This is a genomic window from Pseudomonas syringae, from assembly GCF_023278085.1.
In the GTDB taxonomy this organism is placed as follows: domain Bacteria; phylum Pseudomonadota; class Gammaproteobacteria; order Pseudomonadales; family Pseudomonadaceae; genus Aquipseudomonas; species Aquipseudomonas syringae_Q.
This window is the reverse complement of the sequence record NZ_CP066265.1, coordinates 4561441-4586692: the sequence shown is the minus strand read 5'-3', so window position 1 is coordinate 4586692 and position 25252 is coordinate 4561441. Positions and strand designations below refer to the sequence as shown.

22 protein-coding genes are annotated in these 25252 nt (G+C 58.9%); 13 read left to right on the top strand and 9 right to left on the bottom strand.

The genetic code is table 11. From position 1 onward, the window contains the following. Positions 1 to 79: 79 nt before the first annotated feature. Both glyA and I9H07_RS20440 read right to left on the bottom strand, forming a co-directional pair. Positions 80 to 1333 carry a serine hydroxymethyltransferase gene (glyA, locus tag I9H07_RS20445; protein WP_024646815.1) on the bottom strand — a complete coding sequence of 418 codons (1254 nt, stop codon included), beginning with the start codon at positions 1331 to 1333 and terminating at the stop codon, positions 80 to 82. 176 nt (positions 1334 to 1509) lie between these two features. Beyond that, on the bottom strand, positions 1510 to 5346 hold the full coding sequence (locus tag I9H07_RS20440; RefSeq protein ID WP_236424132.1) for a bifunctional diguanylate cyclase/phosphodiesterase: 3837 nt from the start codon (positions 5344 to 5346) through the stop codon (positions 1510 to 1512). Between the two features lie 380 nt (positions 5347 to 5726). Here I9H07_RS20440 and ettA point away from each other — a divergent pair, with 380 nt between their 5' ends. Next, on the top strand, positions 5727 to 7391 hold the full coding sequence (gene ettA / locus I9H07_RS20435) for an energy-dependent translational throttle protein EttA (protein WP_003399986.1): 1665 nt from the start codon (positions 5727 to 5729) through the stop codon (positions 7389 to 7391). 54 nt (positions 7392 to 7445) lie between these two features. Here ettA and I9H07_RS20430 read toward each other — a convergent pair whose 3' ends face one another. From I9H07_RS20430 to I9H07_RS20415, 4 genes are all read right to left on the bottom strand, one after another. After that, complete coding sequence (locus tag I9H07_RS20430; RefSeq protein WP_024674873.1) at positions 7446 to 7943, bottom strand: GreA/GreB family elongation factor; 498 nt, start codon at positions 7941 to 7943, stop codon at positions 7446 to 7448. Between the two features lie 86 nt (positions 7944 to 8029). After that, the gene (locus I9H07_RS20425; RefSeq protein ID WP_024647408.1) at positions 8030 to 8383 is read right to left on the bottom strand and encodes a lipoprotein; all 354 of its coding nucleotides are present in this window, start codon (positions 8381 to 8383) and stop codon (positions 8030 to 8032) included. A 132-nt stretch (positions 8384 to 8515) separates the two neighbouring features. Continuing rightward, positions 8516 to 10369, bottom strand: coding sequence for an Lnb N-terminal periplasmic domain-containing protein (locus I9H07_RS20420; RefSeq protein ID WP_058392858.1), 1854 nt, complete (start codon positions 10367 to 10369; stop codon positions 8516 to 8518). A 71-nt stretch (positions 10370 to 10440) separates the two neighbouring features. Next, entirely contained in the window at positions 10441 to 10929 is a 489-nt protein-coding gene (locus I9H07_RS20415; protein WP_002555221.1) for a DUF3015 domain-containing protein, read from the bottom strand. 276 nt (positions 10930 to 11205) lie between these two features. Between I9H07_RS20415 and I9H07_RS20410 the strand changes: the two genes are divergently transcribed. The 5 genes from I9H07_RS20410 (at position 11206) to I9H07_RS20390 (ending at position 15978) form a co-directional block, all read left to right on the top strand. Next, positions 11206 to 13641 (top strand): Lon protease family protein, encoded by a 2436-nt coding sequence (locus I9H07_RS20410; RefSeq protein WP_024674871.1) that lies wholly within the window; start codon positions 11206 to 11208, stop codon positions 13639 to 13641. A 172-nt stretch (positions 13642 to 13813) separates the two neighbouring features. Next, complete coding sequence (locus tag I9H07_RS20405; protein WP_236424131.1) at positions 13814 to 14143, top strand: hypothetical protein; 330 nt, start codon at positions 13814 to 13816, stop codon at positions 14141 to 14143. A gap of 125 nt (positions 14144 to 14268) precedes the next feature. Next, positions 14269 to 14763: a TIGR00645 family protein gene (locus I9H07_RS20400; RefSeq protein WP_024647412.1), complete on the top strand. Its 495-nt coding sequence runs from the start codon at positions 14269 to 14271 to the stop codon at positions 14761 to 14763. A 135-nt stretch (positions 14764 to 14898) separates the two neighbouring features. Then, positions 14899 to 15207: a DUF6482 family protein gene (locus I9H07_RS20395; RefSeq protein WP_024674869.1), complete on the top strand. Its 309-nt coding sequence runs from the start codon at positions 14899 to 14901 to the stop codon at positions 15205 to 15207. Positions 15208 to 15360: 153 nt separating this feature from the next. Next, positions 15361 to 15978 (top strand): FKBP-type peptidyl-prolyl cis-trans isomerase, encoded by a 618-nt coding sequence (locus tag I9H07_RS20390; RefSeq protein WP_024674868.1) that lies wholly within the window; start codon positions 15361 to 15363, stop codon positions 15976 to 15978. A 79-nt stretch (positions 15979 to 16057) separates the two neighbouring features. On the opposite strand, the gene I9H07_RS20385 is transcribed toward I9H07_RS20390, so the two are convergent. Beyond that, complete coding sequence (locus I9H07_RS20385; RefSeq protein WP_024674867.1) at positions 16058 to 16300, bottom strand: PA4570 family protein; 243 nt, start codon at positions 16298 to 16300, stop codon at positions 16058 to 16060. Between the two features lie 167 nt (positions 16301 to 16467). Continuing rightward, positions 16468 to 17436 (bottom strand): polyprenyl synthetase family protein, encoded by a 969-nt coding sequence (locus I9H07_RS20380; RefSeq protein ID WP_024674866.1) that lies wholly within the window; start codon positions 17434 to 17436, stop codon positions 16468 to 16470. Positions 17437 to 17675: 239 nt separating this feature from the next. Between I9H07_RS20380 and rplU the strand changes: the two genes are divergently transcribed. The 5 genes from rplU (at position 17676) to I9H07_RS20355 (ending at position 21453) form a co-directional block, all read left to right on the top strand. Continuing rightward, the gene (gene rplU, locus I9H07_RS20375; protein ID WP_003381306.1) at positions 17676 to 17987 is read left to right on the top strand and encodes a 50S ribosomal protein L21; all 312 of its coding nucleotides are present in this window, start codon (positions 17676 to 17678) and stop codon (positions 17985 to 17987) included. Positions 17988 to 18019: 32 nt separating this feature from the next. Further along, positions 18020 to 18295: a 50S ribosomal protein L27 gene (gene rpmA, locus I9H07_RS20370; protein WP_002551972.1), complete on the top strand. Its 276-nt coding sequence runs from the start codon at positions 18020 to 18022 to the stop codon at positions 18293 to 18295. Positions 18296 to 18511: 216 nt separating this feature from the next. Beyond that, positions 18512 to 19735 (top strand): Obg family GTPase CgtA, encoded by a 1224-nt coding sequence (gene cgtA, locus I9H07_RS20365; protein ID WP_024674865.1) that lies wholly within the window; start codon positions 18512 to 18514, stop codon positions 19733 to 19735. A 90-nt stretch (positions 19736 to 19825) separates the two neighbouring features. Then, on the top strand, positions 19826 to 20944 hold the full coding sequence (proB, locus tag I9H07_RS20360) for a glutamate 5-kinase (RefSeq protein WP_024674864.1): 1119 nt from the start codon (positions 19826 to 19828) through the stop codon (positions 20942 to 20944). 38 nt (positions 20945 to 20982) lie between these two features. Continuing rightward, on the top strand, positions 20983 to 21453 hold the full coding sequence (locus I9H07_RS20355; RefSeq protein WP_024674863.1) for a CreA family protein: 471 nt from the start codon (positions 20983 to 20985) through the stop codon (positions 21451 to 21453). Positions 21454 to 22092: 639 nt separating this feature from the next. On the opposite strand, the gene rpsT is transcribed toward I9H07_RS20355, so the two are convergent. Next, positions 22093 to 22371: a 30S ribosomal protein S20 gene (rpsT, locus tag I9H07_RS20350; protein WP_003344603.1), complete on the bottom strand. Its 279-nt coding sequence runs from the start codon at positions 22369 to 22371 to the stop codon at positions 22093 to 22095. Positions 22372 to 22621: 250 nt separating this feature from the next. Here rpsT and murJ point away from each other — a divergent pair, with 250 nt between their 5' ends. Together murJ and ribF are read left to right on the top strand one after the other, a co-directional pair. After that, positions 22622 to 24160, top strand: coding sequence for a murein biosynthesis integral membrane protein MurJ (gene murJ, locus I9H07_RS20345; RefSeq protein WP_058392860.1), 1539 nt, complete (start codon positions 22622 to 22624; stop codon positions 24158 to 24160). A 132-nt stretch (positions 24161 to 24292) separates the two neighbouring features. After that, positions 24293 to 25219, top strand: a complete 927-nt coding sequence (gene ribF, locus I9H07_RS20340; RefSeq protein ID WP_024675591.1) for a bifunctional riboflavin kinase/FAD synthetase — start codon at positions 24293 to 24295, stop codon at positions 25217 to 25219. Positions 25220 to 25252 lie beyond the last annotated feature (33 nt).

Below are 25252 nucleotides of genomic sequence, written 5' to 3'. Positions count from 1 at the left end.
CAACTCTTATAGACCACCCAGCAAAAAGCCCCGGCTCTCACGAACCGGGGCTTTCGGTATTGCGTTTAAACGAAGCGTATCAAGCGCCGTAAACCGGCAGCTTCGCGCAGATGGCTTTGACCTTCTCACGAACCGCGTCGATCACGGTTTCGTTGTTCAGGTCAGCCAGGATGTCGCAGATCCAGCCGGCCAGTTCCTTGCACTCTGCTTCCTTGAAGCCGCGAGTGGTCACTGCCGGGGTGCCGAAGCGCAGGCCGGAGGTGACGAACGGGGAGCGTGGGTCGTTGGGTACAGAGTTCTTGTTGACGGTAATGAAGGCACGACCCAGAGCGGCGTCGGCGTCTTTACCGGAGATGTCCTGTTTGATCAGCGACAGCAGGAACAGGTGGTTTTCAGTACCGCCGGACACCACATCGAAGCCGCGCTCGATGAACACACCGGCCATGGCCTTGGCGTTCTTGACCACTTGTTGCTGGTAGGCCTTGAATTCAGGCTGCAGCGCTTCCTTGAAGCAGATGGCCTTGGCCGCGATGACGTGCTCCAGCGGACCGCCCTGGGAGCCAGGGAATACGGCGGAATTCAGCTTCTTCTCGATTTCCGGGTTGGCGCGCGCCAGGATCAGGCCGCCACGCGGACCGCGCAGGGTCTTGTGTGTGGTGGTGGTCACGACGTCGGCGAATGGCACCGGGTTCGGGTAGACACCTGCCGCAACCAGACCGGCGACGTGGGCCATGTCGACGAACAGGTAGGCACCGACCTTGTCAGCGATGGCGCGGAAGCGCGGGAAGTCGAGGATCTGCGAGTAGGCAGAGAAACCGGCAACGATCATTTTCGGCTTGTGCTCGACGGCCAGGCGCTCGACTTCGTCGTAATCGATCATGCCGTTGCCGTCGATGCCGTACTGAACGGCGTTGTACAGCTTGCCTGAGGACGAAACGCTGGCGCCGTGGGTCAAGTGACCGCCGTGGGCCAGGCTCATGCCCAGAATGGTGTCGCCGCCTTGCAGCAGGGCCAGGTAGACCGCCGAGTTGGCCTGCGAGCCAGCGTGTGGCTGGACGTTGGCGTAATCAGCGCCGAACAGCTCCTTGGCGCGGTCGATGGCCAGTTGCTCGACAACATCGACGTACTCGCAGCCGCCGTAGTAGCGCTTGCCTGGATAGCCTTCAGCGTACTTGTTGGTCAGGACCGAGCCTTGAGCTTCCATGACGGCCGGACTGGTGTAGTTTTCCGAGGCAATCAGCTCGATGTGTTCTTCCTGACGCAGAGCTTCTTGCTCCATGGCGGCAAACAGATCGGCGTCGTACTTGGCGATAGTCAAATCACGGCTGAACATGGCAGTCCTCAAAGGGGCATGGCGGAAAAGGCGGGTATTCTACCCCATCGAGTTTTATCTGGCATATGAAAGGGAGTCATCTTGAATTGTCAGTTGCTTCAGCTTCAAGCTACGAGCTACGAGCGTGGAGCCTTTTGCTTTTCTTGCAGCTTGCAGCTTGAGGCTTGAAGCTGCCCCTAATCCAACATGAACAACGCATCGTTGCTGAATTGCGCTTCGAATTGTCTGGGTGGCATCGGGCGGCCGAAGAGGTAGCCCTGGACCTCGTCGCAGCCGTGTTCGCGGAGAAATTCCAGTTGCTCGTGGGTTTCCACGCCCTCGGCGATGACCGACAGGTTCAGGCTGTGCGCCATGGCAATGATGGCGCGAGCGATCTGGGCGTCCTGCTCGCCGGATGGCAGGCCGTCGACGAACGTACGGTCGATCTTCAGCACATCGATCGGGAATTGTTTGAGGTAGTTCAGCGACGAGTAACCCGTGCCGAAGTCATCCACTGCAATGCTCAAGCCGAGATTTTTCAGGCCGTCGAGGATCTGCATGGCTTCGTTGACCTCACGCATCAGGATGCTTTCAGTCAGTTCCAGCTCAAGACAGGCGGGCGACAGGCCGGTCTGCTCCAGAATCGTGGCAATACGCTTGCCGAGCTGGCCGTCCGAGAACTGCCTGGCGGAGATATTGACCGACACCTTAGGCACTCGCACCCTGGCCTGATGCCAGTGTTTTAGCTGACGACAGGCTTCGGTCAGCACCCAGTCACCGACTTCCACCACCAGCCCGAGTTCTTCCAGTACCGGGATGAACTCATTGGGCGGGACCAGCCCGCGCCGTGGATGACGCCAGCGCAGCAAGGCCTCGGCACCGGTCAGACGCTTGCCGTCACCACTGAACTGCGGTTGGTAATAGAGGGTGAACTCCTGCTGCTCAAGGGCGTGACGCAGGTCGCTTTCCAGCTCCAGACGCTCCAGCGCAGTGGCATTCATGTTCGCCTGATAGAACTGGAAGTTGTTCTTGCCGCATTCCTTGGCGTGATACATCGCCGTATCAGCGTTTTTCATCAACTGGCTCAGCTCTTTGCCATCCTGCGGGCTGAGGGCGATGCCGATACTGGCCGTGACGAAAAACTCGCGGCCTTCGAGCACGAACGGTGTCACCAGGCTGGTCAGAATCCGCTCGGCAACCTGAATCGCACGATTCATCGCCTCTTCACGGGTGCCGCCCTGTTGCAGCAGCAGGGTGAATTCATCACCGCCCATGCGCGCCACCGTGTCATCGGCATCGACACAGGCGAGCAGGCGCGTGGCCATCTCCTGAAGCATGCGGTCGCCCGCGGCATGTCCCAGCGAATCATTGATCGGCTTGAACCGGTCCAGATCCAGAAACATCAGCCCCACCCAGGCTTGCTGGCGCTCGGCCTGTTGCAGCGCCGAGTACAGACGGTCCTGAAACAGGGTGCGATTGGGCAGGTGCGTCAATGCGTCGTAGTAGGCGAGGCGATGAATGCGATCCTCGCTGGCCTTGCGCTCACTGATATCGCTGAAAAAGCACACGTAACTCGCCAGATCACCTTCGTCATCGACCACCGCCGTAATGCCGACCCATGCCGGGTAATGCTCGCCATTGCGTCGTTTGAGGCGGACTTCGCCCTCCCAGGTGCCGCGTCCGCTCAGTTGCCTGATGATGTAACGCAGGTGCGCTTCCTGTTCGGCTTCCACCGTGAGCATGCTCGGCAACTGGTCGACCACCTGAGCCACTTCATAGCCGCTGACCCGGGTAAAGGCCTCGTTGGCCTGCACGATATAGCCCGCCGGGTCGGTAATCAGGATCGCCGAGGTCGAATGCTCGAAGACCGTGGCGGCCATGCGCAGGTCTTTTTCCGCCCGTCGCTGCTGACTGACGTCCCGGCCGACGCCGAGGATGCCCTCGAAATTGTCGTGCTCATCCCAGACCAGTACCACCCGCAGCTCGACCGGAATCTTGCGCCCGTCGGCGCGCAGGCAGTCGAACAGAAACAGCCGGGTCGTGACTTCGCTGCGCAGGCTGGCCAGTTCCAGAGGTTTTTTCAGTACCTTGCGGATGCGGCTCATGAGCGCGTAGAAACCGCTCAGTTGCTGTTGAGTCGCCACGGCACCGGTCCAGCCGTGTTCAAGGATCCAGTCGGGGCTGTAGCCCAGAATGCTCTCCACCGAAGGGCTGACATAGTTGGAACGCAGTTGATTGTCGGTGGTAAAAATCACATCGCTGATGCTCTCGGCCAGCATGCGATAGCGTTGCTCGCTGTCACGCAGTGACTGGCTGGACGCAACCTGATCGGTGATGTCCTTGGCAATGCCGATGATTCGGGTGACCCGGTTTTCAGCGTCCCAGGCCAGGGCCTGCTCGCGAACGTCGAAGCTGCGCCAGTGGTTTTCGCGATCACGAAAGCGCAACACGTTTTGCAGCAACTCGTTGTGGCCGTAATGGCGCTGACGCAGGCGCATGTCCTGGTAGCTCTTGGCGTCTTCCGGGTGCAGCAGGACTTCCCAGAAGAACTCGCCCATGGCCTGTAGTTCGGACTTGCTGTAGCCCAGTGTGTGCCCGAAATGGTGGTTGCTGTAGATCATGCGCTGGCTCAGCACATCCTGAACGTACAGGTGATCCGGCACCGTGCGCACGACATCGGACCAGAAGCTTTCACGGTCCTGCAGCGACAGTTCGATCTGTTTGCGGCTGGTGATGTCGCCGATGCTGAGGATCACCGCGTCGGAGTCGCGGTGCTCCTCTGGCAGGCGCATCACCAGCCACAAGTGCTGATCCTGATCGCCTGCCTGGGTGAGGCAGATTTCCAGCTCCAGCCGTGGCTGTTTGTCGAGCACTGCCTGAATCAGTTGAATGCCGATGCCGGGGCGTATGCGCGACTCGCCCTCGATCAGCTTCTGCCACGCCCGCTCGGCGCATTCGATATTCAGCAGGCTCAGCGCCACCTCGTTGACTTCGGTGATCCGCAATTGCTGCAACAGTCTCTTCAGCGCTGTCGGTTGATTCCGGACTATGCGATCGAGGTCCTCAGCGGACTTGATCTGCAGGACTTCCAGTTGCTCCGGCAGGCCGGACATGTCCATGACACAGATCGCAACGCCCGCACCTTCGAAAATATCCCGATAGCGGCGGCGGCTTTGCTGCATCTGCCGTTGCCGGGTGCGCAGGCTGACCAGCGCGATCAACGGCAGAATCGACAGCAACAGGCCGATCAGGCACTTGCCAACCAACGGCCCTAATAGCGCCCTGCGGGTTTTGTAGGCATCGAACATCCCGCGCAGTTGCCAGTCACTGTTGGCCAGCGGCTGCAGCAGAATGGTGTCCGCCAGGCCGCTGTCGGAGTCGTTGGCAGGCAGGACTTCACGCACGATCACCCGTTGGGTTTTGCGCTGCTCCAGACGCCACAGGTGTTGAATATCCTGGGCGGGCTGGCTGAACAGGTCCTTGAGTGCGTCCGGAGACATGCGCAACGCCCAGTAATCACCGCTGCTGCCTGTGCCCAGGCGAACCAGCAGATAGACCTGAGCGCCGTCATCGGTGCTGATGTAGAAATAGGGGCGGCCCAGTGCCTGTTTCATGGTGCGTTGCAGAAACTCCCCGTCGCGGGAGGCTTCCGCGCTGTCGCTGACAATATTGCCCGCCGGGTTAAGCCGGGCGGCGCTACGCAATGCGGGTAATGCAGTGCGCAAGTTCGCGAGGGTATGGGGCTGCTGCAGTTGCTCTCCGGACGACTGGGCTTCGTCCAGCAGGTTCATGGCGATCTGCGCCTTGAGCGCCATGTTCAGGTTCATCCGGTCAGAGAGCTGAACACTGTACTCGATGCTGCGCTGACGCTGACGCTCCTGGGTCTGGCGGAACTGCTCGATCAGTTGCCACAGGAGCAAGGCAAGCATCAGCAATACCAGCCCCGCCAGCGCACCTTTCACTGACCCACTCAGATGCCTGCCCGTACTGTTCGCAGCGATACTCGATGACGGCAAATGCGTTGAAGTGGGCAAATCGTTGTTCCTGAATGCTGAACTGGAGCAGTAATGCTTTAAGCAACATAGCCGGTCCCCCGGAGGGCGGCTAGCATGCCTTTAGTTGTGGCAGAGTGCCAGCCCTGCGGGGCCGTATCGTTTGCCCTGTGGGCTGCATTCGGGTAGCTTTGCGCAACGCGTGGTTTCCACCGACTCCAGCATGAGTGACTCCACTTTTTGCACTAATGACCCGGCTTTATATTCGTCTGCACTGCCCCAACCTGTTTATGCCTGGTTTTATTCAAGGCGCGGAACGGTCCTGCGGCAAGTCTCAGGGACAAATAAAAGCTTTTTTTCGGCCGGAGCTTTAAGCTCGCGTTCCAGATCGGTCCTCATCACAGACGCTAGGTTTTCATTCCATGGCTCAATACGTCTACACCATGCATCGGCTGAGCAAAGTTGTGCCGCCGAAGCGGGAAATTCTGAAAAATATCTCCCTGTCCTTCTTCCCGGGCGCCAAGATCGGCGTGCTGGGCCTCAACGGTTCGGGCAAATCCACGCTGCTGAAGATCATGGCAGGTGTCGATACCGAGTTTGACGGCGAAGCGCGTCCGATGCCGGAACTCAATGTGGGTTATCTGCCGCAAGAGCCGCAACTTGATCCGAACAAGACGGTTCGCGAAGTGGTTGAAGAAGCGGTCAGCGTCATCAAGGACGCTCAGGCCCGTCTTGATCAGGTATACGCCGAATACGCCGAACCGGATGCCGATTTCGACAAGCTGGCCGCCGAACAGGCCAAGCTCGAGTCGATCCTGCAAGCCAGCGACGGTCACAATCTGGAGCGTCAACTGGAAGTGGCGGCCGATGCACTGCGCCTGCCGGCCTGGGATGCGAAGGTTTCGGTCCTTTCCGGTGGTGAGAAGCGCCGTGTCGCGCTGTGCCGCCTGCTGCTCTCCGCACCGGACATGCTGCTTCTCGACGAACCGACCAACCACCTGGACGCCGATTCCGTCGCCTGGCTGGAGCACTTCCTGCACGACTTCCCGGGCACTGTGGTCGCGATTACGCACGACCGTTACTTCCTGGATAACGTGGCGGGCTGGATTCTGGAACTCGACCGCGGCGCGGGCATTCCTTACGAGGGCAACTATTCGGGCTGGCTTGAAGCCAAGTCGGATCGTCTGGCCCAGGAATCCAAGCAGCAGACGGCCCATGAAAAGGCCATGAAAGACGAGCTGGAGTGGGTCCGCAAGGGCGCCAAGGCGCGTCAGTCCAAATCCAAGGCGCGTCTGCAACGCTTCGAAGAAATGCAATCGCAGGAATTCCAGAAGCGCAGCGAGACCAACGAGATCTACATCCCGGCCGGTCCGCGCCTGGGTGACAAGGTTATCGAGTTCAAGAACGTCACCAAGGGTTACGGCGACCGTGTGCTGATCGACAACCTGTCGTTCTCCATGCCCAAAGGCGCCATCGTGGGCGTAATCGGCGGTAACGGTGCCGGTAAATCGACCCTGTTCCGCATGCTGATGGGCAAGGAACAGCCAGACTCCGGCAGCATCGAAGTCGGCGAAACCGTGCAGCTGGCCTGTGTGGACCAGAGCCGTGATGACCTAGATGGCAGCAAGTCGGTGTTCCAGGCCGTTTCCGACGGTTCCGACGTGATCCGTATCGGCAACTATGAAATCCCGTCGCGTACCTACGTCGGCCGTTTCAACTTCAAGGGCGGCGATCAGCAGAAATTCGTCAAGGACCTGTCCGGTGGTGAGCGCGGTCGTCTGCACCTGGCGTTGACGTTGAAAGAGGGCGGCAACGTCTTGCTACTCGACGAACCGTCCAACGACCTCGACGTTGAAACCCTGCGTTCGCTGGAGGAAGCGCTGCTGGACTTCCCTGGCGCTGCCATTGTGATCTCTCACGATCGGTGGTTCCTTGACCGTGTGGCTACGCACATCCTGGCGTACGAAGATGACTCGCAAGCGATCTTCTTCGAAGGCAACTACACCGAATACGAAGCCGACCGTAAAAAACGTCTGGGCGAAGCGGCTGCCCAACCGCACCGCGTCCGTCACAAAAAGCTGGCCTGATCAGCTTTCAGGCATGCGCCGTTCCTGACCGGGAGCGGCGCTGTCGCCTACACATCACTCGTCGGTTTCGATCAGCAACACTTCAATCGACAAATCCCCCGCCGGACGTTGCCACACCACCTCGTCGCCTTTTCGGGCACCGATCAGTGCGCGGCCCAGTGGCGATCCCCAATTGATGAGCCCCTTGGCTGCATCGGCCTGATCCTCGCCGACCAGATGCACCCGCTGCTGGTTGTCGTCTTCATCGGCAAACGTGACCCGACTGCCAATCTGCACTTTCTCGGTCGACACCGCTGCAGCAACGACCTGAGCACTTTGCAGGCGCTGGTTGAAATAGCGTAAATCGCGTTCAAGGTCAGCCAGGCGCTGTTTGTCGGCGTCATCACCCAGAGCGCTTTGCGCGCTGTGCTGGGCTTGCAGATTACGCACCTGTTCTTGCAACAGCTCCAGGCCGCGGGCTGTCACGTAATTGGTCTGTTCGCTGACCAGGCGTTCTATCGGCTGCTCGGCGTCGGCAGCAGCGTTGTCTTCGTTTACGAATGCGCGACTCATGAAGTGTCCTCCCTAATAGGCGTTGGGCCACGAAAGGACATCATTGGTTTCGTCGAATTTGCGGTGTGCCTGGAGGTCCCTGCGCGTCAGTTCGGGCGATAGGCCTTCGCGGCGCTACGAGTCTTTTCCCGTTCCCAGTCGCGATCACGGTCATTGAAAATCTGCCCGGGGTCGAAGCGATCACGATTGTTCTGGGCGGCCTGACACTGGCGAAAGCCATCGGTCCAGCCTTCGGCGTAAAGCTTTTCCTTGAGGTAGCGGGGCACGTTCTTCTTGAAAAGCCCGGTGCTGGCGCCCGCGGCTTCCCGACCGCTGCCACAGCCATCCTGATAACCGTCAGCAAAGCCGGGTGGGTATCCCTCGGCCAGCATCTGGTCACGGGTGGACTGACAACCCGCCAGCACGATGGCCAGCGACAACAACAGCCAATACCGCTTCATGATGGTTTCCTCTTCTTATTGGAGGAGTCTAGAAGCAAATATGTCAGTTATTTGTAAAAGCGACGTAGGGAATGTGTGATGTCATCGTGCTTTCATCGGGTGCGGCCGATGAAAGCGTTTTTTGACGTCCGATCAATAGTGATACCACTTCACTTCAAGCATCACTTCGTTCTGCGGCGAGCTCATCTGGCTGAATTCGCGCTGGGCACTCAGGCGCAGGCCGAGGTTGCGGGACAGCTCCCACTGTTGATTGAGGCTGACGCTGCGGCGCACTTCGCCGTTGGTGAAATAGTCACCCTTGGCTTCCAGGCTCAGGTTACCCAGCGGGTTACGCCAGAGCACGCCGGTATTGAAACCGGCGGCAGGGGAGACGAATTCGGCAAAATCGTTGTTGTGCTCGATACGCACCGTACCCAGTGCAAAGCCCAGCACTTCGTCACCCAGTTGCCAGGTTCCGCCGCCGCCGCCATTCACATGGCTGACGAGGTTTTCGTCGCCATGCTTGCCGAGTACGCGTTCGAGTCCGCCGGTGACCTGCCATGACCAGGGTTTCAGCAGTTCGGTACGCGGCGTCAGCGAGCGGATGGTAGCCAGATCCAGCTGCTGCACCTGCCATTCGTTGCCTTCGTATTGACGCACCTTCAGCTGAAGAATCTCGATCTGCGCGCCCAGCGGGAAGCCGTAGGCGTTGTCGTTCAGATCGTGATAAGCCATGCGCAGGCCATACTCGGCAAAGGCCTTGTCGCCTCGTGTACCTGCACCCAGTTGCCAGGTGCGCGATTCGTGGCCTTCTTCCGGCAGGCCGGGGCGCGGGATGTCGAGTTGTGGCGGTGGATTCTGGTTGATGGCCTGCAGCAGTTCAAAGCTGCGCTGCGATCGCTGGGCATCGCGCTCAAGCCCGTTGGCGCGATAACGCTCCAGACGATAGGCCGCGTCCTGAATCAGTGCCCGGCGTTCTTTCGGCAGTGCGAGGTACTGGCGGTCCTGCAACTGCTTCTGATCGGCGCTCACCTTCAATACCCACTGCTGCTCGTCGGCATCGAGGGGCGCAGCACGGCTCAGCAACTCGCGCTCACGTGACGGGCGATAGTCGATCTTCTCCACCAGCCCGGCAGCCTTGATGGCTTTAACGGTGTCGGTCGGGATTGCGGTCAGCCCGAACTGTTCGGTGAGGCGCAGCCCCGGCCGGGCGACTTGCAGCAATTCCAGCAAGCGGTAAGAGCAGTTTTCATCGAAGAAGAAGTAGCTGAAACGGATCTGCTTCAGTTCCCACACGTGCTCGACCATACGTCCGGTTTCTTCCGGTGTCAGGTTCAGTCGGTACTCCCACAGGTCGCGGTTTTCCAGACTGCGGTATTCCGACAGTTTTTCCTGATAGGGCACCAGTGCGAACAGCCCCGGATAGCCGCCCGCCAGGCCTTTCCAGGCGTACAGAATGCTGTTGTCCATGCCTTCGATGTAGGCACCGAAGTTGATGGCATAACTCAGCAGGGTCGTGTTGTTGGTTTTTGCACTGGCCGGGTCAATGCGTAGCAGCGTATGACCGAACATCGAAGACGGGCTGTTGAGGTAGGCCGCCGGAAAGATCAGCACGGTGCTGTCCGGGGCCACGTCCTTGTACCAGGCCTTGAATTCCTTGCAGTCCGGCGTCGGCAGGTCAGTCAGGTGCAACTGATCGCGCAGCCAGCGGGTGCGCGCCGGGTACACGCACTGTGCATGGGTCTGTTCGTTGCTGACCGGTGCGTAGATGGCCGTCAGTGTTGCGCTCAGTTCCGCCTTCGGGTCGTGGGCACCGTCGGCAGCGAGAAAGAATTTGGGGTCTGTCACGTAGCTGCGCCAGCCGCCGAGCTTGCCAGCCTCGTAGTGGCCCAGGGAAATCCAGAACGGCTCGTTGGCCAATTGCTGCAAACGGTCAGCGCTCGGATGAGGAGCCGCAGACAAGGGGGCACAGACAAACAGCGCCAGCGATACAAGACGTTTGAGCATAGAGAGCAACTAGTCAGGGGGATTCAAAAAAGAGATCCCGCCCTTTGCAATGAAAGGGCGGGCGAACGACTTTAAGCCTGGGTAGCGTACTTGGCCAGAGTCGGGTCGTTTTTCAGAACGTTGACGGTGTTAGTGTGAACGTCTTCAGCCGTGGCGTCGGCCTTGCTGAAAATCTGCGAGAAGTGTTCGTGAGTGACGGCCGCGAAGTGTTCGCGATCTTCTGGAGCGACGCCCAGTACCACAGCGTAGGTCGTCAGTGCTTCGCCCTGACCCATTGCCATGTCTTTGGAGAGTTCATCCATCATGCCGTTCATGGCAAGCCAGGATTTACCGCCATAGGTCAGTGCGCCGTTGGTCGAGCAACCATTGGTGCCGGAGGTCATGCCGAAGGTAGCGTTGCCCGAAGTGCCGTTGGTGGTCGAAGCCAGGAAGTGAGCGGGTGTACCGCGCTGGCCTTCAAACAGCATGTTGCCCCAACCGCAGTCAGGACCACCTGGCGCTTGAGCCATAGCGTTGATGGATACAGCGGCGAAGAGCGTACCAAGAAGAATCCGTTTCATAGCTTTTTCTCTTTTTAGTTCAGCCAAGGGTCGAGTTTCTTGAGTATCTACATCAAGACAGCTGGTCATCTCATAACCACCTGTGCCATTTGGAGCCTGGGCGGGTTCCAAGGGTTCCGTCATTTGTCGCAGATTATTACCCGCCATTACTTTTTAGCAGGTGTTGTCAGCAGCGTCCAAGACGTTAAAAAACATTCCGGCTTTTCCTGCCTTGCAAGTCGTGTGCGGCGAGCGCCAGAATGCCGACATCTGCCCCGCCTGATGTAAGGATTACTGATGCCCGATTCTGTCGCAGCCAACCTACGCCTGGCGCCACATGCGCTGACCCGTCCGTTTTCCGCTGAACAGTTCAGCTTTTCGACCACCAATGATCTTGAACCCTTTCGCGGAGTACTTGGCCAGGAGCGTGCCGTCGAGGCCTTGCAGTTCGGCGTGGCCATGCCGCGTCCCGGTTACAACGTGTTCGTCATGGGCGAGCCCGGCACTGGCCGTTTCTCGTTCGTCAAACGTTACCTCAAGGCCGAAGCCAAGCGGATGCAGACGCCCTCCGACTGGGTCTATGTCAATAATTTCGATGAGCCGCGCGAACCCAAGGCGCTGGAATTGCCGCCGGGCAGCGCGCATGCCTTCATGGCCGATATCAATGGCCTGATCGACAACCTGCTGGTGACGTTTCCGGCGGTGTTCGAGCACCCGTCCTACCAGCAGAAGAAAAGCTCGATCGACCGGGCTTTCAATCAGCGTTACGACCGTGCGCTGGATGTCATCGAGCGCCTGTCGCTGGAGAAGGACATTGCGCTGTATCGCGACAGTTCCAACATCGCCTTCACGCCGATGGCTGATGGCAAGGCGCTGGACGAGGCCGAGTTTTCGCAACTGCCGGAGGCGGATCGCGAGCGTTTTCATGATGACATTTCCGCCCTTGAAGAACGCCTCAACGAAGAGCTGGCCAGCCTGCCGCAGTGGAAGCGCGAGTCGAGCAATCAGCTGCGGCAGTTGAACGAAGAAACCATCATCCTGACCTTGCAGCCTTTGTTGGCGCCGCTGTCGGAAAAGTACGCTGAAAACGCGGCTGTCTGCGCGTATCTGCAAGCCATGCAGGTGTATCTGCTCAAGACCGTGGTCGAGCAACTGGTCGATGACGCCAAGACTGACGCCCAGGCGCGCAAGTTGCTGGAGGAACAGTACAGCCCGAGTCTGGTCGTCGGGCATACCCACGACGGCGGCGCACCGGTGGTTTTCGAGCAGCACCCCACGTACGACAATCTGTTCGGACGTATTGAATACAGCACCGATCAGGGGGCGCTCTACACCACCTATCGCCAGTTGCGGCCCGGTGCCTTGCACCGTGCCAATGGCGGCTTCCTGATTCTGGAAGCGGAGAAGATGCTCAGCGAGCCCTTCGTGTGGGATGCGCTCAAGCGCACGCTGCAATCGCGCAAGCTGAAGATGGAGTCGCCCTTGGGCGAGCTGGGCCGTGTGGCGACCGTCTCGCTGACGCCGCAGGTCATTCCGTGGAGCGTCAAGATCGTCATCATTGGTTCGCGCTCGCTGTATTACACGCTGCAAGACCTCGATCCTGACTTCCAGGAGATGTTTCGGGTGCTGGTCGATTTCGACGAAGAAATCCCGATGGTCGACGAAACCCTGGAGCAGTTCGCCCAGTTACTGAAAACCCGCACGTCCGAAGAGGGCATGGCGCCGCTGACGGCCGACGCCGTGGCGCGGCTGGCGACCTACAGCGCGCGTCTGGCCGAGCATCAGGGGCGGTTGTCGGCGCGCATCGGTGACCTCTTCCAGTTGGTCAGCGAAGCGGACTTCATCCGGCAACTGGCCAATGACCATCAGACTGACGCCGGGCATATCGAACGCGCTCTGAAAGCCAAGGCCACGCGTACCGGGCGAGTCTCGGCGCGGATTCTCGATGACATGATGGCCGGCGTGATCCTGATCGACACCGATGGCGCGGCGGTCGGCAAGTGCAACGGTCTGACGGTGCTGGAGGTCGGTGATTCGGCCTTCGGCGTTCCGGCACGTATTTCGGCGACCGTCTATCCCGGTGGCAGCGGGATTGTCGACATCGAGCGCGAGGTCAACCTCGGGCAGCCGATCCACTCCAAGGGCGTAATGATCCTGACCGGTTATCTGGGCAGCCGCTACGCTCAGGAATTCCCGCTGGCGATTTCCGCGAGCATTGCGCTTGAGCAATCCTACGGTTACGTGGACGGCGACAGTGCGTCGCTGGGCGAGGCCTGCACGCTGATCTCCGCGTTGTCACGCACGCCGCTCAAGCAGTGTTTTGCGATCACCGGCTCCATCAACCAGTTTGGTGAAGTGCAGGCGGTGGGCGGGGTCAACGAGAAGATCGAAGGCTTCTTCCGGCTTTGTGAGGCACGCGGGCTGACGGGCGAGCAGGGCGCAATCATCCCCCACGCCAACGTCACCACGCTGATGCTCGATGAGCGTGTGGTGCAGGCGGTGCGCGACGGGCAGTTCCATATCTATGCAGTTCGCCAGGCCGATGAAGCCTTGAGCCTGCTGGTCGGCGAGCCTGCGGGTGCGCCGGACGAGAACGGCGAATTCCCTGAGGGCAGCGTCAACGCTCGGGTGGTAGAGCGTCTGCGGGACATTGCGGAAATGCTCAGCGACGAAGACCTCAAGGAAGAACTGGAAAAAGAGCCCGCGCAGTTGCAGCCGGAACTCAAGCTCTGATAGCTGTGTGAATCGGGTCGGGTGGCAAGCAGGTCGCCAGGCCCCGTTCATCAGCGATGTTTCGCATAGTGCAGTTTTCCTCTAGTCTTGGCTGTGACCGCCGTGGCCTTGAGGACTGGTGCATATCCTGCTTCGAGAGAAGCTGGATATCGGTACTGATCAGGAGCGCATTATGCAGCGTAGCCTTTGCCTTACCCGAGAATGTCTGGGGCTGATGACCCGTATCGAATGTGTCATTCGGCCGCTTCCTTGTGACGGCAGCCAGTGGATGCTGCTGTTTGCCGCTGGCATGGCTGATGAGCAGCCGTCTGCCATCAAGTCCCAAGGGCCGTTCAATGGGCAGCCTTCTGCGCAGTCAGTGCTGACCTCCATTACCGAGAGCCTGTCGCTGCACGGCTATCGATGCACAGACGACATTTCGATCTGGTCCCTGCACATGCAGGCCGAACTGCGGCGCATCAACAGCGACAGGTCGCCTTGTCAGCGATCATCGCTGTTCTGATCATTCGCCGGTCTGATTCCTGAAAGCGCCTTGATGCATTGCCTGCGATATTTTGTCGCACAGTCAGAGCCGCGCGTCCCCGCTGATATACTCGTCCGTCCTTTCAAAACACCTTGCGAGTTTCAATGGAACGTTTTTTTGAAAATGCCATGTACGCATCGCGCTGGCTGCTGGCGCCGATCTATTTCGGTCTTTCCCTTGGCCTGCTGGCGTTGTGTCTGAAATTCTTCCAGGAAGTCTTTCACGTCATTCCCAACATTTTTTCGCTTGCCGAAGCCGATCTGATTCTGGTGCTGCTGTCGTTGATCGACATGGCGCTGGTCGGTGGCCTGCTGGTGATGGTGATGATTTCCGGCTATGAGAACTTCGTCTCGCAACTGGACATCGATGAAGACAAGGAAAAGCTCAACTGGCTGGGGACCATGGATTCGTCTTCGCTGAAGATGAAAGTCGCGGCCTCCATCGTGGCAATTTCCTCGATTCACTTGCTGCGGGTGTTCATGGATGCCACCAATATCAAGCCGGAATACCTGATGTGGTACGTGATCATCCACATGACCTTCGTGATATCGGCATTTGCGATGGGCTATCTGGACAAACTGACCAAGCACGAGCATTGAGGCCTGATCCGGCCGCCCGCTGTTCAATGGCCAGTCAGGTCTCAAGGGGCAGGCGGCCCGGTTTCTGGCATGTTGTCCGGCGATGCGGTAAAAAGTCCATTCCGATGCTTAACATGCAGCGCAGGAGGTTCGATCATGAATTATCAGGAATTGGCCAGCCACGCTCAGGCCGGGCGGGTCGAGGAGTTGAACCTGATTTCCCTTGAAGGCGGCATTTATCTGCTGGATGTGCGCATGAATGGCACCTCGGTGATGCTCAAGGACCCGGCGGGCAAGCCCCTGCACCTGCGTTCGGTGGAGCACGCGAGGGATATGCTGAAGGATTTTCCGGTAGTGCCGTTTTATCTGGTGCACTGCGTCGTGCATGACGAGCTGTGCGGTATGCCGGTCAACGACCGTTCGGAGATGCGCATGCCGATCTCCTTTCATTCCTCGTGGTCCTGACGGTCAGCGTTCGATCAATGCTGCGATAGGGCTCGTCCTGCCAACTGTGCTAGGCTGCTCGGCCTTTTGGTTCGGGGCGCATCAGGGTGCATCGTGATGACCGTTCAGGTTTTACGCGATTGCCGACTGCGTGCCCCTTTGCGGAGCAGTGTCATGTCCGAAGTCAATCTGTCCACCGACGAAACCCGCGTCAGCTACGGCATTGGCCGTCAATTGGGCGACCAGTTGCGCGATAACCCGCCACCGGGCGTTGATCTGGAAGCTATCGTGGCAGGTCTGCGCGATGCCTTTGGCGGTCAGCCAAGCCGTGTCGGTCAGGAAGAAATGTCCGCCAGCTTCAAGGTCATCCGTGAAATCATGCAGGCCGAAGCGGCTGCCAAGGCTGAGCAGGCTGCTGGTGCTGGCAAGGCTTATCTGGCTGAAAATGCCAAGCGCGAAGGCGTGACCACTCTGGCGTCGGGTCTTCAGTTCGAAGTGCTGACCGCTGGCGAAGGTGCCAAGCCAACCCGTGAAGACCAGGTGCGCGTTCACTACCATGGCACGCTGATCGACGGCAATGTGTTCGACAGCTCCTACGATCGTGGCGAGCCTGCCGAATTCCCGGTCAGCGGCGTGATCGCTGGCTGGACCGAAGCACTGCAATTGATGAACGCTGGCAGCAAATGGCGTCTGCACGTGCCGAGCGAACTGGCTTACGGCGCTCAGGGCGTTGGCAGCATCGCACCGCACAGCGTGCTGGTGTTTGATGTAGAACTGCTCGACGTTCTGTAAGCGACCCGTTCGATACAGAAGATCGCTGAACGAATCGAACTGATTCGTTCAGCGGCGGGGTTGTGCTGATGCTCCATGCTCAGTGCAACTCACCCATTGGGCGCAACGCCCGCGCATAACAGAACAGAAACAGATTGCGCACCATCTCCTTGAGCAGCAGCGGCTCGCTGGAGCTCAGGCTGTAAACGTCCAGATCGCCCTGATCACGCAACTCTTCCAGAGCTTCCTCTTCAAGAACGGCACACACCTCGCCAGTCTCGCGGTGCAGAATTCTCAAGTAAGGGTGAGGGCGGTCCAGCCATGCATCGATCAAATAAGTCATGTCTCATCTCCTTCGTTTGGTCAGATGAGAATAATTCTTATCGAGATAATAGCAAGTCACTATTGAGATTAATTCTCATTTTTTGCTGAGTGGTTGATTCAGGTCAGTTAATAGCGGGCGGAAAAAAGCCCGTCACGCTGGACGGGCTGTTCGGTGCCGGCTTGCTGTCAGTGGGTGCGGGCGACCGCAAACTCGCTAAGCTCGACCAGCGCATCGCGATACTCGCTGGGCGGCAGTGCTTCAAGGCAGGCAATGGCGCGGGCGGCGTAGTCGCGGGCCAGGCGCGCGGTGTAATCCAGCGCGCCGGCACTTTGCACGGCATTGCGGATGCTTTCCAGGTCTTCCAGGCCGCCTTTCTGAATGGCCTGACGAACCAGCGCGGCTTGCTCGGGGCTACCTTCGCGCATGGTGTAGATGAGCGGCAGGGTAGGCTTGCCTTCGGCCAGATCGTCACCGACGTTCTTGCCCAGTGTTTCGGCATCACCGAGGTAGTCGAGCAGGTCGTCAACCAGCTGGAAGGCCACACCCAGGTGATCGCCGAAGGTGCGCAAGGCTTCAGTCTGCGCTTCAGAGGCATTGCACAGGGCGGCGGCGCTGTGGGTCGAGGCTTCGAACAGCATGGCTGTCTTGCCGCGAATCACTTCCATATAGGTTTCTTCGGTGGTGCTGGCGTCGCGGATCTTGGAGAGCTGCAGGACTTCACCCTCGGCAATCACGCGGGTTGCCTTGGAAAGAATTCTCATGACGTCCATCGAACCCAGCTCGACCATCATTTCGAACGAGCGGGAATAAAGGAAGTCGCCGACCAGTACGCTGGGCGCGTTGCCCCACAGCGCGTTTGCGGTGGAGCGCCCGCGACGCATGCCGGACATGTCGACCACATCGTCGTGCAGCAGCGTGGCGGTGTGCAGGAATTCGATGGTGGCGGCCAGCAGACGAACATCGTCGCCTTCACGGCCCAGAGCCTTGCCACACAACAGCACCAGCAGCGGGCGCAGGCGTTTGCCGCCGGCCGACGTGATGTAATCGCCGATCTTGGAAACCAGCGGTACGCGGGACGTCAGTTGCTTTTTGATGATAAGGTCAACGGCACTAAAGTCGTCCGCCACCGTGCGGTAGAAGGCTTGGGGTTGCATCAGCGACACGTGCTCCGGATAGGTTGCGCCGCATGCTAGGTTGCGGGGTAGAGCGTGTCAAGGTATGACGACCCGCCTCTTGCAACCCATGATTGCCTTGCGTACAATCGCGCACCCTAACTTTCCTGGGCAGCACCTGCCTTACGCAATGCAAACGGGCCGTTCCAGCCCCATGCAGCCATGCCAGCCAATACTCTTCTTATAAAGAGCTGGGTGAGCAGGATTTTCGGAGAAATACCATGTACGCAGTAATTGTTACCGGTGGCAAGCAGTACAAAGTCGCCCCAGGTGAATACCTGAAAATTGAAAAACTGGAAATCGCTACTGGCGAATCCGTCACTTTCGACCGCGTTCTGCTGGTCGGTAATGGCGACGACGTCAACATCGGTGCTCCGGTTGTTGCTGGCGCCACCGTTGTGGCTGAAGTGATCTCGCAAGGTCGTCACGACAAGGTTCGTATCATCAAGTTCCGTCGTCGTAAGCACCACATGAAGCGCATGGGCCACCGCCAGTGGTACACCGAGATCAAAATTACAGGTATTCAGGCTTAATTCAGCCTAATCCTCATTTGGAGAATTGACTCATGGCTCACAAAAAAGCTGGTGGTAGTACCCGTAACGGGCGCGACTCAGAAGCCAAACGCCTTGGCGTGAAGATGTATGGCGGCCAGGCTATCATCCCTGGCAACATCATCGTGCGTCAGCGCGGTACCCAATTCCACGCTGGCTACGGCGTTGGCATGGGCAAAGATCACACCCTGTTCGCGAAAGTGGAAGGCGTGATCAAGTTTCAAGTCAAGGGCGCCTTCGGTCGCCGCTACGTGAGCATCGTTCCGAAGACTGAAGTCTCCGCAGCGTAATCACGCAGTTGCTTAAAAGCCCTGTCTTGCGACGGGGCTTTTTTGTTTGTAGAGGTAGAGAGGCAGGTGAGTCTCTTGCAAAACTGTTTGTGCGGGCTGTTGTGATGTTGACCCTTGGGGTCGCTGGTTTCTGATCGGTATCGCAACGCTCATTTTTGCAAGAGTCTTATGTAATTTATGTGGTTCTGCTCGTCCCTGTGGCGGGAGGCGTGCGTTATGAAATTTGTAGATGAAGTATCCATTCGAGTAAAAGCCGGCGACGGCGGCAACGGTTGCATGAGCTTCCGTCGCGAAAAATTTATTGAAAACGGTGGTCCCAACGGCGGCGACGGTGGTGATGGCGGTTCGGTCTACATGATCGCCGACGTCAACCTGAACACGCTGGTCGACTATCGTTACACCCGTCACTTCGATGCCGAGCGCGGTTCCAACGGCGGCAGCGCCGATTGCACCGGTCGTAAAGGTGAAGAGCTGGTACTGCGCGTACCGGTCGGAACCACGATCATTGATGCGACCACCCAGGAAATCATCGGCGACCTGACCAAAGACGGTCAGCGCCTGATGGTTGCCCAGGGCGGCTGGCACGGTCTGGGTAACACCCGATTCAAATCCAGTACCAACCGCGCGCCGCGCCAGACCACGCCGGGCAAGCCGGGTGATCAGCGTGATCTCAAGCTGGAATTGAAAGTGCTGGCCGACGTAGGTCTGCTGGGCCTGCCGAACGCTGGTAAAAGTACCTTCATTCGTTCGGTGTCGGCGGCCAAGCCGAAAGTTGCCGACTATCCGTTCACCACGCTGGTGCCGAACCTGGGTGTGGTCAGCGTCGATCGCTGGAAGAGCTTTGTCGTTGCCGACATCCCCGGCCTGATCGAGGGTGCATCCGACGGCGCAGGCCTGGGGATTCGCTTCCTCAAGCATTTGGCGCGTACCCGTCTGTTGCTTCACCTTGTCGACATGGCGCCACTGGATGAAACCAGTGCCCCGGATGCCGCCGAAGTGATCGTCCGTGAGCTGGAAAAATTCAGTCCGTCGCTGGCGGAGCGTGATCGCTGGCTGGTGCTGAACAAGTGCGACCAGATTCTTGAAGAAGAGCAGGAAGCGCGCAAGCAGGAGATCGTTGATCGCCTGGAATGGACCGGCCCGGTCTACGTGATCTCTGCCATTGCCAAAGAAGGCACCGAGCAACTGACGCGCGACATCATGCGTTACCTCGAAGAGCGCAGTCTGCGTATCGCCGAAGAGCCTGGTTATGCCGAAGAGCTGGCCGAGCTGGATCAGCGCATCGAAGACGAGGCGCGGGCGCAGTTGCAGGCGCTGGACGATCAGCGTGCCCTGCGTCGCAGTGGCGTGAAGAGCGTGCATGACATCGGCGACGATGACTGGGATGAAGAAGACGTTGAAGATGAAGATGGTCCGGAAATCATTTACGTCCGAGACTGATAGCTTGAAGTAAACTTGAACGCCGCTACGATTGTTAGCGGCGTTTTTGTATCCCGAATTTGAAAACCCTCTGGCTAAGGTTGGAAGAAGATGCGCAGCAAAGTGACGGGTGCCCAGCGCTGGGTTGTGAAAATCGGCAGTGCCCTGCTGACCGCGGATGGCAAGGGCCTGGATCGCAACGCCATGGGTGTGTGGGTTGAGCAGATGGTGGCGCTGCATGAGGCGGGCGTCGAGCTGGTGCTGGTTTCTTCCGGGGCTGTGGCGGCCGGTATGAGTCGTCTTGGCTGGACAGTGCGACCCAGTGCGATGCACGAGCTTCAGGCTGCTGCTGCAATCGGCCAGATGGGGCTGGTGCAGGCGTGGGAGTCGAGCTTTGCCGAGCATGGCCGGCATACCGCGCAGATCCTGCTGACGCACGACGACCTGTCGGATCGCAAGCGTTACCTGAACGCGCGCAGTACGCTGCGCACGCTGGTCGAGTTGGGCGTGGTGCCGGTCATCAACGAAAACGACACCGTGGTCACTGACGAAATCCGGTTTGGCGATAACGACACGCTGGCGGCGCTGGTCGCCAATCTGGTCGAGGCCGATCTGCTGGTTATTCTGACCGACCGTGATGGCATGTTCGACGCTGACCCGCGCAATAACCCTGACGCACAACTGATCTACGAAGCGCGTGCCGATGATCCGGCACTGGATGCGGTGGCGGGCGGCACCGGCGGTGCGCTGGGTCGTGGTGGTATGCAGACCAAGCTGCGCGCTGCGCGTCTGGCGGCGCGTTCCGGTGCGCATACGGTGATCGTCGGCGGACGCATCGAGCGCGTTCTGGCGCGACTCAAGGGTGGCGAGCGGCTGGGGACCCTGCTGTCTCCCGAGCGCGAAATGCTCGCCGCGCGCAAGCAGTGGCTGGCCGGTCACCTGCAGACGCGCGGCACACTGGTGCTGGACGATGGTGCGGTGTCGGCACTGGCCAGGGATCATAAAAGCCTGCTGCCGGTTGGCGTCAAGCTGGTGCAGGGCAGTTTTCGGCGCGGTGAGATGGTGGTGTGTGTGGCGTCGGATGGTCGGGAGATTGCTCGTGGCCTGAGTAACTACAGTGCCATCGAGGCCCAGAAAATCATTGGTCACTCCTCGGAAGCCATTGTTCGTGAGCTGGGCTACATGGCCGAGCCGGAGTTGATTCACCGGGATAACCTGATCCTCGTCTGATTCGGGTTGCGGGTTCAGGTAAATAAAAGGAAGAAACGATGCGCGTCATGCAAGGTGTTCTGGCTGCTTTGTTGTTGGTGCCGGCGCTGGTCTCGGCAGAAGAGATCGGTCAGGTATCCACAGTGTTCAAAATGGTCGGGCCTAACGACCGAATCGTGGTTGAGGCTTTCGATGATCCCAAGGTCGAGGGTGTCACCTGCTACCTGTCGCGTGCCAAGACTGGCGGAGTGAAGGGTGGTCTGGGGCTGGCTGAAGACCGTGCCGAGGCATCCATTGCCTGTCGTCAGGTCGGCGCTATCCGTTTCAAGGAGAACCTCAAGGATGGTGACGAGGTCTTCAAGGAGCGCACTTCGCTGGTCTTCAAGACCATGCAGGTGGTGCGTTTCTTCGACAAGAAGCGCAACACGCTGGTGTACCTGGTCTACAGCGACCGCGTCATCGAAGGCAGTCCGCAAAACGCCGTGACGGCGATCCCGATCCTGCCGTGGGCGCCCGCTCCTGCACCTTGAGCGTGTAACAAGATCGGACGCAGAGCGTCCAGAATGGCATGTCGACGCGGAGCGTCGCACGATAGTTGAGATTATCGTTCCCTGCGCTCCAGCGTGGGAATGCTGTGGGTGGCGCTCTGCGTCACAGATCTGCACCGCACCACACACTCAAGATCGGACGCGGAGCGTCCAGAACGGCATGTCGACGCGGAGCGTCGCACGATAGTTGAGATTATCGTTCCCTGCGCTCCAGCGTGGGAATGCTGTGGGCGGCGCTCTGCGTCACAGATCTGCACCGCACCACACACTCAAGATCGGACGCTGAGCGTCCGGAACGGCATGTCGACGCGGAGCGTCGCACGATAGTTGAGATTATCGTTCCCTGCGCTCCAGCGTGGGAATGCTGTGGGTGGCGCTCTGCGTCACAAATCTGCACCGCACCACACACTCAAGATCGGACGCGGAGCGTCCAGAACGGCATGCCGACGTGGAGCGTCGCACGATGGGTGAGATTGTCGTTCATCACGCTCCTGCGTGGGAATGCCTTGGGCGACGCTCTGCGTCACAGATCTGCGGCATGATGAATATTCTTGTGCCTGTCTCTTTCCTGCAGGCAATAAAAAACCGACCCTGAGGTCGGTTTTTTAACAAGCGGATCGCTTAGGCTGCAGCAGCAAGGCTCAGAGCCTTAATGTGACCGTTCAAGCGACCTTTATGGCGAGCAGCCTTGTTCTTGTGGATGATGCCTTTGTCGGCCATACGGTCGATAACAGGCACAGCCAGAACATAAGCGGCTTGCGCTTTTTCTGCGTCTTTTGCGTCAATGGCTTTAACTACATTCTTGATGTAGGTACGAACCATGGAACGCAGGCTGGCGTTGTGGCTGCGACGCTTCTCAGCCTGTTTTGCACGTTTTTTGGCGGAAGGTGTGTTGGCCACCGTCGAGCTCCTCGAAAGACTTTGTGAAATAGCAAACAAAATAGGCCGCGAATCATGCCGATGAGTTGAAGTCTTGTCAAGGGCAGTTAAGGTGTTCCGCTGAGTGGTTGCTACATTTGACCGGAGGATTTATTTCCGGCCTGTGACCTGTAAACTCGCGGCCTTTGCTTCGGGCGTTTTTGCGGCGCGAAGTATCGCATAAATGGCTGGCTTAATCGCCCATCCTTTGCCAAGGCGCTCAACTCTTTCCATGAATCTACTCAAGTCACTTGCCGCCGTCAGCTCTATCACCATGGTTTCGCGGGTTCTGGGCTTTATTCGCGACACCATTATTGCGCGTACTTTCGGCGCCGGAATGGCAACGGATGCGTTTTTCATCGCCTTCAAACTGCCCAATCTACTGCGGCGCATTTTTGCCGAAGGGGCTTTTTCCCAGGCATTCGTGCCGATTCTGGCCGAATACAAGAGCCAGCAGGGCGAGGAGGCGACCCGCACGTTTGTCGCCTACGTGACCGGGCTGCTGACGCTGGCCCTGGCGCTGGTGACGCTGCTGGGGGTTATTTTTGCGCCATGGGTCATCTGGGCCACAGCGCCAGGCTTTGTCGACACGCCGGAAAAATTCGCGCTGACCTCGGATCTGCTGCGCGTGACCTTTCCTTATATATTGCTGATCTCCCTGTCCTCGATGGCCGGCGCGATCCTCAACACCTGGAACCGCTTCTCGGTGCCCGCATTTGTGCCGACGCTGCTCAATGTCAGCATGATCTTCTTCGCCCTGTTCCTGACGCCTTATTTCGATCCGCCGGTCATGGCGCTCGGTTGGGCCGTGCTGGTCGGCGGCCTGCTACAGCTGCTGTACCAGCTGCCGCATCTGAAAAAGATCGGCATGCTGGTGCTGCCACGTCTGAATCTGCGCGATACCGGCGTCTGGCGGGTCATGAAACAGATGCTGCCCGCCATCCTCGGCGTCTCCGTCAGTCAGATTTCTCTGATCATCAATACGATTTTTGCCTCGTTCCTCGTGGCCGGCTCGGTGTCGTGGATGTACTACGCCGACCGACTGATGGAATTGCCATCCGGTGTGCTGGGCGTCGCGCTGGGTACGATTCTGCTGCCGATTCTTTCCAAGACCTACGCACAGCGGGATCGCCAGGAGTATTCACGGATTCTCGACTGGGGCCTGCGCCTGTGTTTTGTGCTGGTGCTGCCTTGCACACTGGCGCTGGGGTTGCTCGCCGAACCGTTGACCGTTTCGCTGTTTCAATACGGCAAGTTCGATGCGCTGGACTCGGCCATGACCCAGCGTGCGCTGGTCGCCTATTCAGTGGGGCTGCTGGGGATCATCCTGATCAAGGTGCTGGCGCCCGGCTTTTATGCCCAGCAAAATATCCGCACTCCGGTGAAAATCGCGATCTTCACCCTCATTGTCACGCAGTTGCTCAACCTTGCGTTCATCGTGCCATTGCAGCATGCAGGGCTGGCGCTGGCGATCAGCGTAGGTGCGTGCATCAACGCCGGCCTGCTGTTCTGGCAGTTGCGCAAGCAACAGCTGTTTCAGCCGCAGCCGGGCTGGACGAAGTTTCTGCTCAAGCTGGTCGTCGCAGTCAGCGTAATGTCGGCCGTCCTGCTGGGGATGATGCATTTCATGCCCGCGTGGGACCACGGGCAAATGCTTGAGCGCTTTGTGCGTCTCGGGGCGCTGGTGGCAGCGGGTGTGGTGACCTATTTTGCAATGCTTCTGTTACTCGGCTTTCGCCTCCGGGATTTCGCTCGCAAGGCGGTCATGTAGGTCGCTGCACAGCGGTTGGCTGTCGGTTTTTTTCGTTGCGCGCCACGAACCGGGGTCCGGTCTTGGCGTGTTGCCTGTCGTCCACGGCCGTGTGTGGTTATAATCAGCCACTTTATGAGCAAGAAGTGCGTTATGCAGCTGGTTAGAGGCCTTCACAACCTGCGCCCCGAACATCGGGGCTGCGTCGCCACGATTGGCAATTTCGACGGTGTACACCGCGGCCACCAGGCTATCCTGGCGCGGTTGCGCGAGCGTGCCGTCGAATTGGGTGTGCCCAGCTGCGTGGTGATTTTCGAGCCACAGCCGCGTGAGTTTTTCGCGCCGCAGACAGCGCCTGCACGTTTGGCCCGCTTGCGCGACAAGCTCGAGCTGCTTGAAGCCGAGGGCGTTGACCGGGTACTTTGCCTGTCCTTCAATCAGCGTCTGTGCAAACTCAGCGCGGCGAGTTTCGTGGAAACCGTGCTGATCGACGGTCTGGGTGTTCAGCACCTCGAAGTGGGCGACGATTTTCGTTTTGGCTTTGACCGGGTCGGTGACTTCGACTTCCTGCAACAGGCCGGCACAACCTATGGTTTTACCGTGGAAGCGGCGCAGACCGTTGAGATCGATGGCATCCGCGTCAGCAGTACCAAAGTGCGTAAAGCCCTGGCTGCATCGGATTTTGCCCTTGCCGAGCGTATGCTGGGTCGCCCGTTCCAGATAACCGGACGGGTATTGCATGGCCAGAAGCTGGCGCGGCAATTGGGTACGCCCACCGCCAACGTGCAACTCAAGCGTCGTCGCGTGCCGTTGAGCGGGGTCTACCTGGTCAGCATGGACATCGACGGCAAGGCCTGGCCGGGGGTTGCCAATATTGGTGTGCGCCCGACCGTGGCCGGCGATGGCAGTGCCCACCTTGAAGTGCATCTTCTGGATTTTGCCGGCGACCTTTACGGCCGGCGTTTAACGGTGGCTTTCCACCACAAGCTACGTGATGAGCAGCGTTTTGCCTCGCTTGAGGCGCTCAAGACGGCGATCAATGCGGACGTCGCCGCCGCCCGTGCCCATTGGCATGGTTAACCTGATGGACATGTATCAAAAATAGTCGACCGA

Bases quoted from the DNA above. Each gene is read 5' to 3' on its own strand.
- glyA (WP_024646815.1), bottom strand. From the start codon at position 1,333: ATGTTCAGCCGTGATTTGACTATCGCCAAGTACGACGCCGATCTGTTT.
- ettA (WP_003399986.1), top strand. From the start codon at position 5,727: ATGGCTCAATACGTCTACACCATGCATCGGCTGAGCAAAGTTGTGCCG.
- I9H07_RS20430 (WP_024674873.1), bottom strand. From the start codon at position 7,943: ATGAGTCGCGCATTCGTAAACGAAGACAACGCTGCTGCCGACGCCGAG.
- I9H07_RS20425 (WP_024647408.1), bottom strand. From the start codon at position 8,383: ATGAAGCGGTATTGGCTGTTGTTGTCGCTGGCCATCGTGCTGGCGGGT.
- I9H07_RS20420 (WP_058392858.1), bottom strand. From the start codon at position 10,369: ATGCTCAAACGTCTTGTATCGCTGGCGCTGTTTGTCTGTGCCCCCTTG.
- I9H07_RS20415 (WP_002555221.1), bottom strand. From the start codon at position 10,929: ATGAAACGGATTCTTCTTGGTACGCTCTTCGCCGCTGTATCCATCAAC.
- I9H07_RS20410 (WP_024674871.1), top strand. From the start codon at position 11,206: ATGCCCGATTCTGTCGCAGCCAACCTACGCCTGGCGCCACATGCGCTG.
- I9H07_RS20405 (WP_236424131.1), top strand. From the start codon at position 13,814: ATGCAGCGTAGCCTTTGCCTTACCCGAGAATGTCTGGGGCTGATGACC.
- I9H07_RS20400 (WP_024647412.1), top strand. From the start codon at position 14,269: ATGGAACGTTTTTTTGAAAATGCCATGTACGCATCGCGCTGGCTGCTG.
- I9H07_RS20395 (WP_024674869.1), top strand. From the start codon at position 14,899: ATGAATTATCAGGAATTGGCCAGCCACGCTCAGGCCGGGCGGGTCGAG.
- I9H07_RS20390 (WP_024674868.1), top strand. From the start codon at position 15,361: ATGTCCGAAGTCAATCTGTCCACCGACGAAACCCGCGTCAGCTACGGC.
- I9H07_RS20385 (WP_024674867.1), bottom strand. From the start codon at position 16,300: ATGACTTATTTGATCGATGCATGGCTGGACCGCCCTCACCCTTACTTG.
- I9H07_RS20380 (WP_024674866.1), bottom strand. From the start codon at position 17,436: ATGCAACCCCAAGCCTTCTACCGCACGGTGGCGGACGACTTTAGTGCC.
- rplU (WP_003381306.1), top strand. From the start codon at position 17,676: ATGTACGCAGTAATTGTTACCGGTGGCAAGCAGTACAAAGTCGCCCCA.
- rpmA (WP_002551972.1), top strand. From the start codon at position 18,020: ATGGCTCACAAAAAAGCTGGTGGTAGTACCCGTAACGGGCGCGACTCA.
- cgtA (WP_024674865.1), top strand. From the start codon at position 18,512: ATGAAATTTGTAGATGAAGTATCCATTCGAGTAAAAGCCGGCGACGGC.
- proB (WP_024674864.1), top strand. From the start codon at position 19,826: ATGCGCAGCAAAGTGACGGGTGCCCAGCGCTGGGTTGTGAAAATCGGC.
- I9H07_RS20355 (WP_024674863.1), top strand. From the start codon at position 20,983: ATGCGCGTCATGCAAGGTGTTCTGGCTGCTTTGTTGTTGGTGCCGGCG.
- murJ (WP_058392860.1), top strand. From the start codon at position 22,622: ATGAATCTACTCAAGTCACTTGCCGCCGTCAGCTCTATCACCATGGTT.
- ribF (WP_024675591.1), top strand. From the start codon at position 24,293: ATGCAGCTGGTTAGAGGCCTTCACAACCTGCGCCCCGAACATCGGGGC.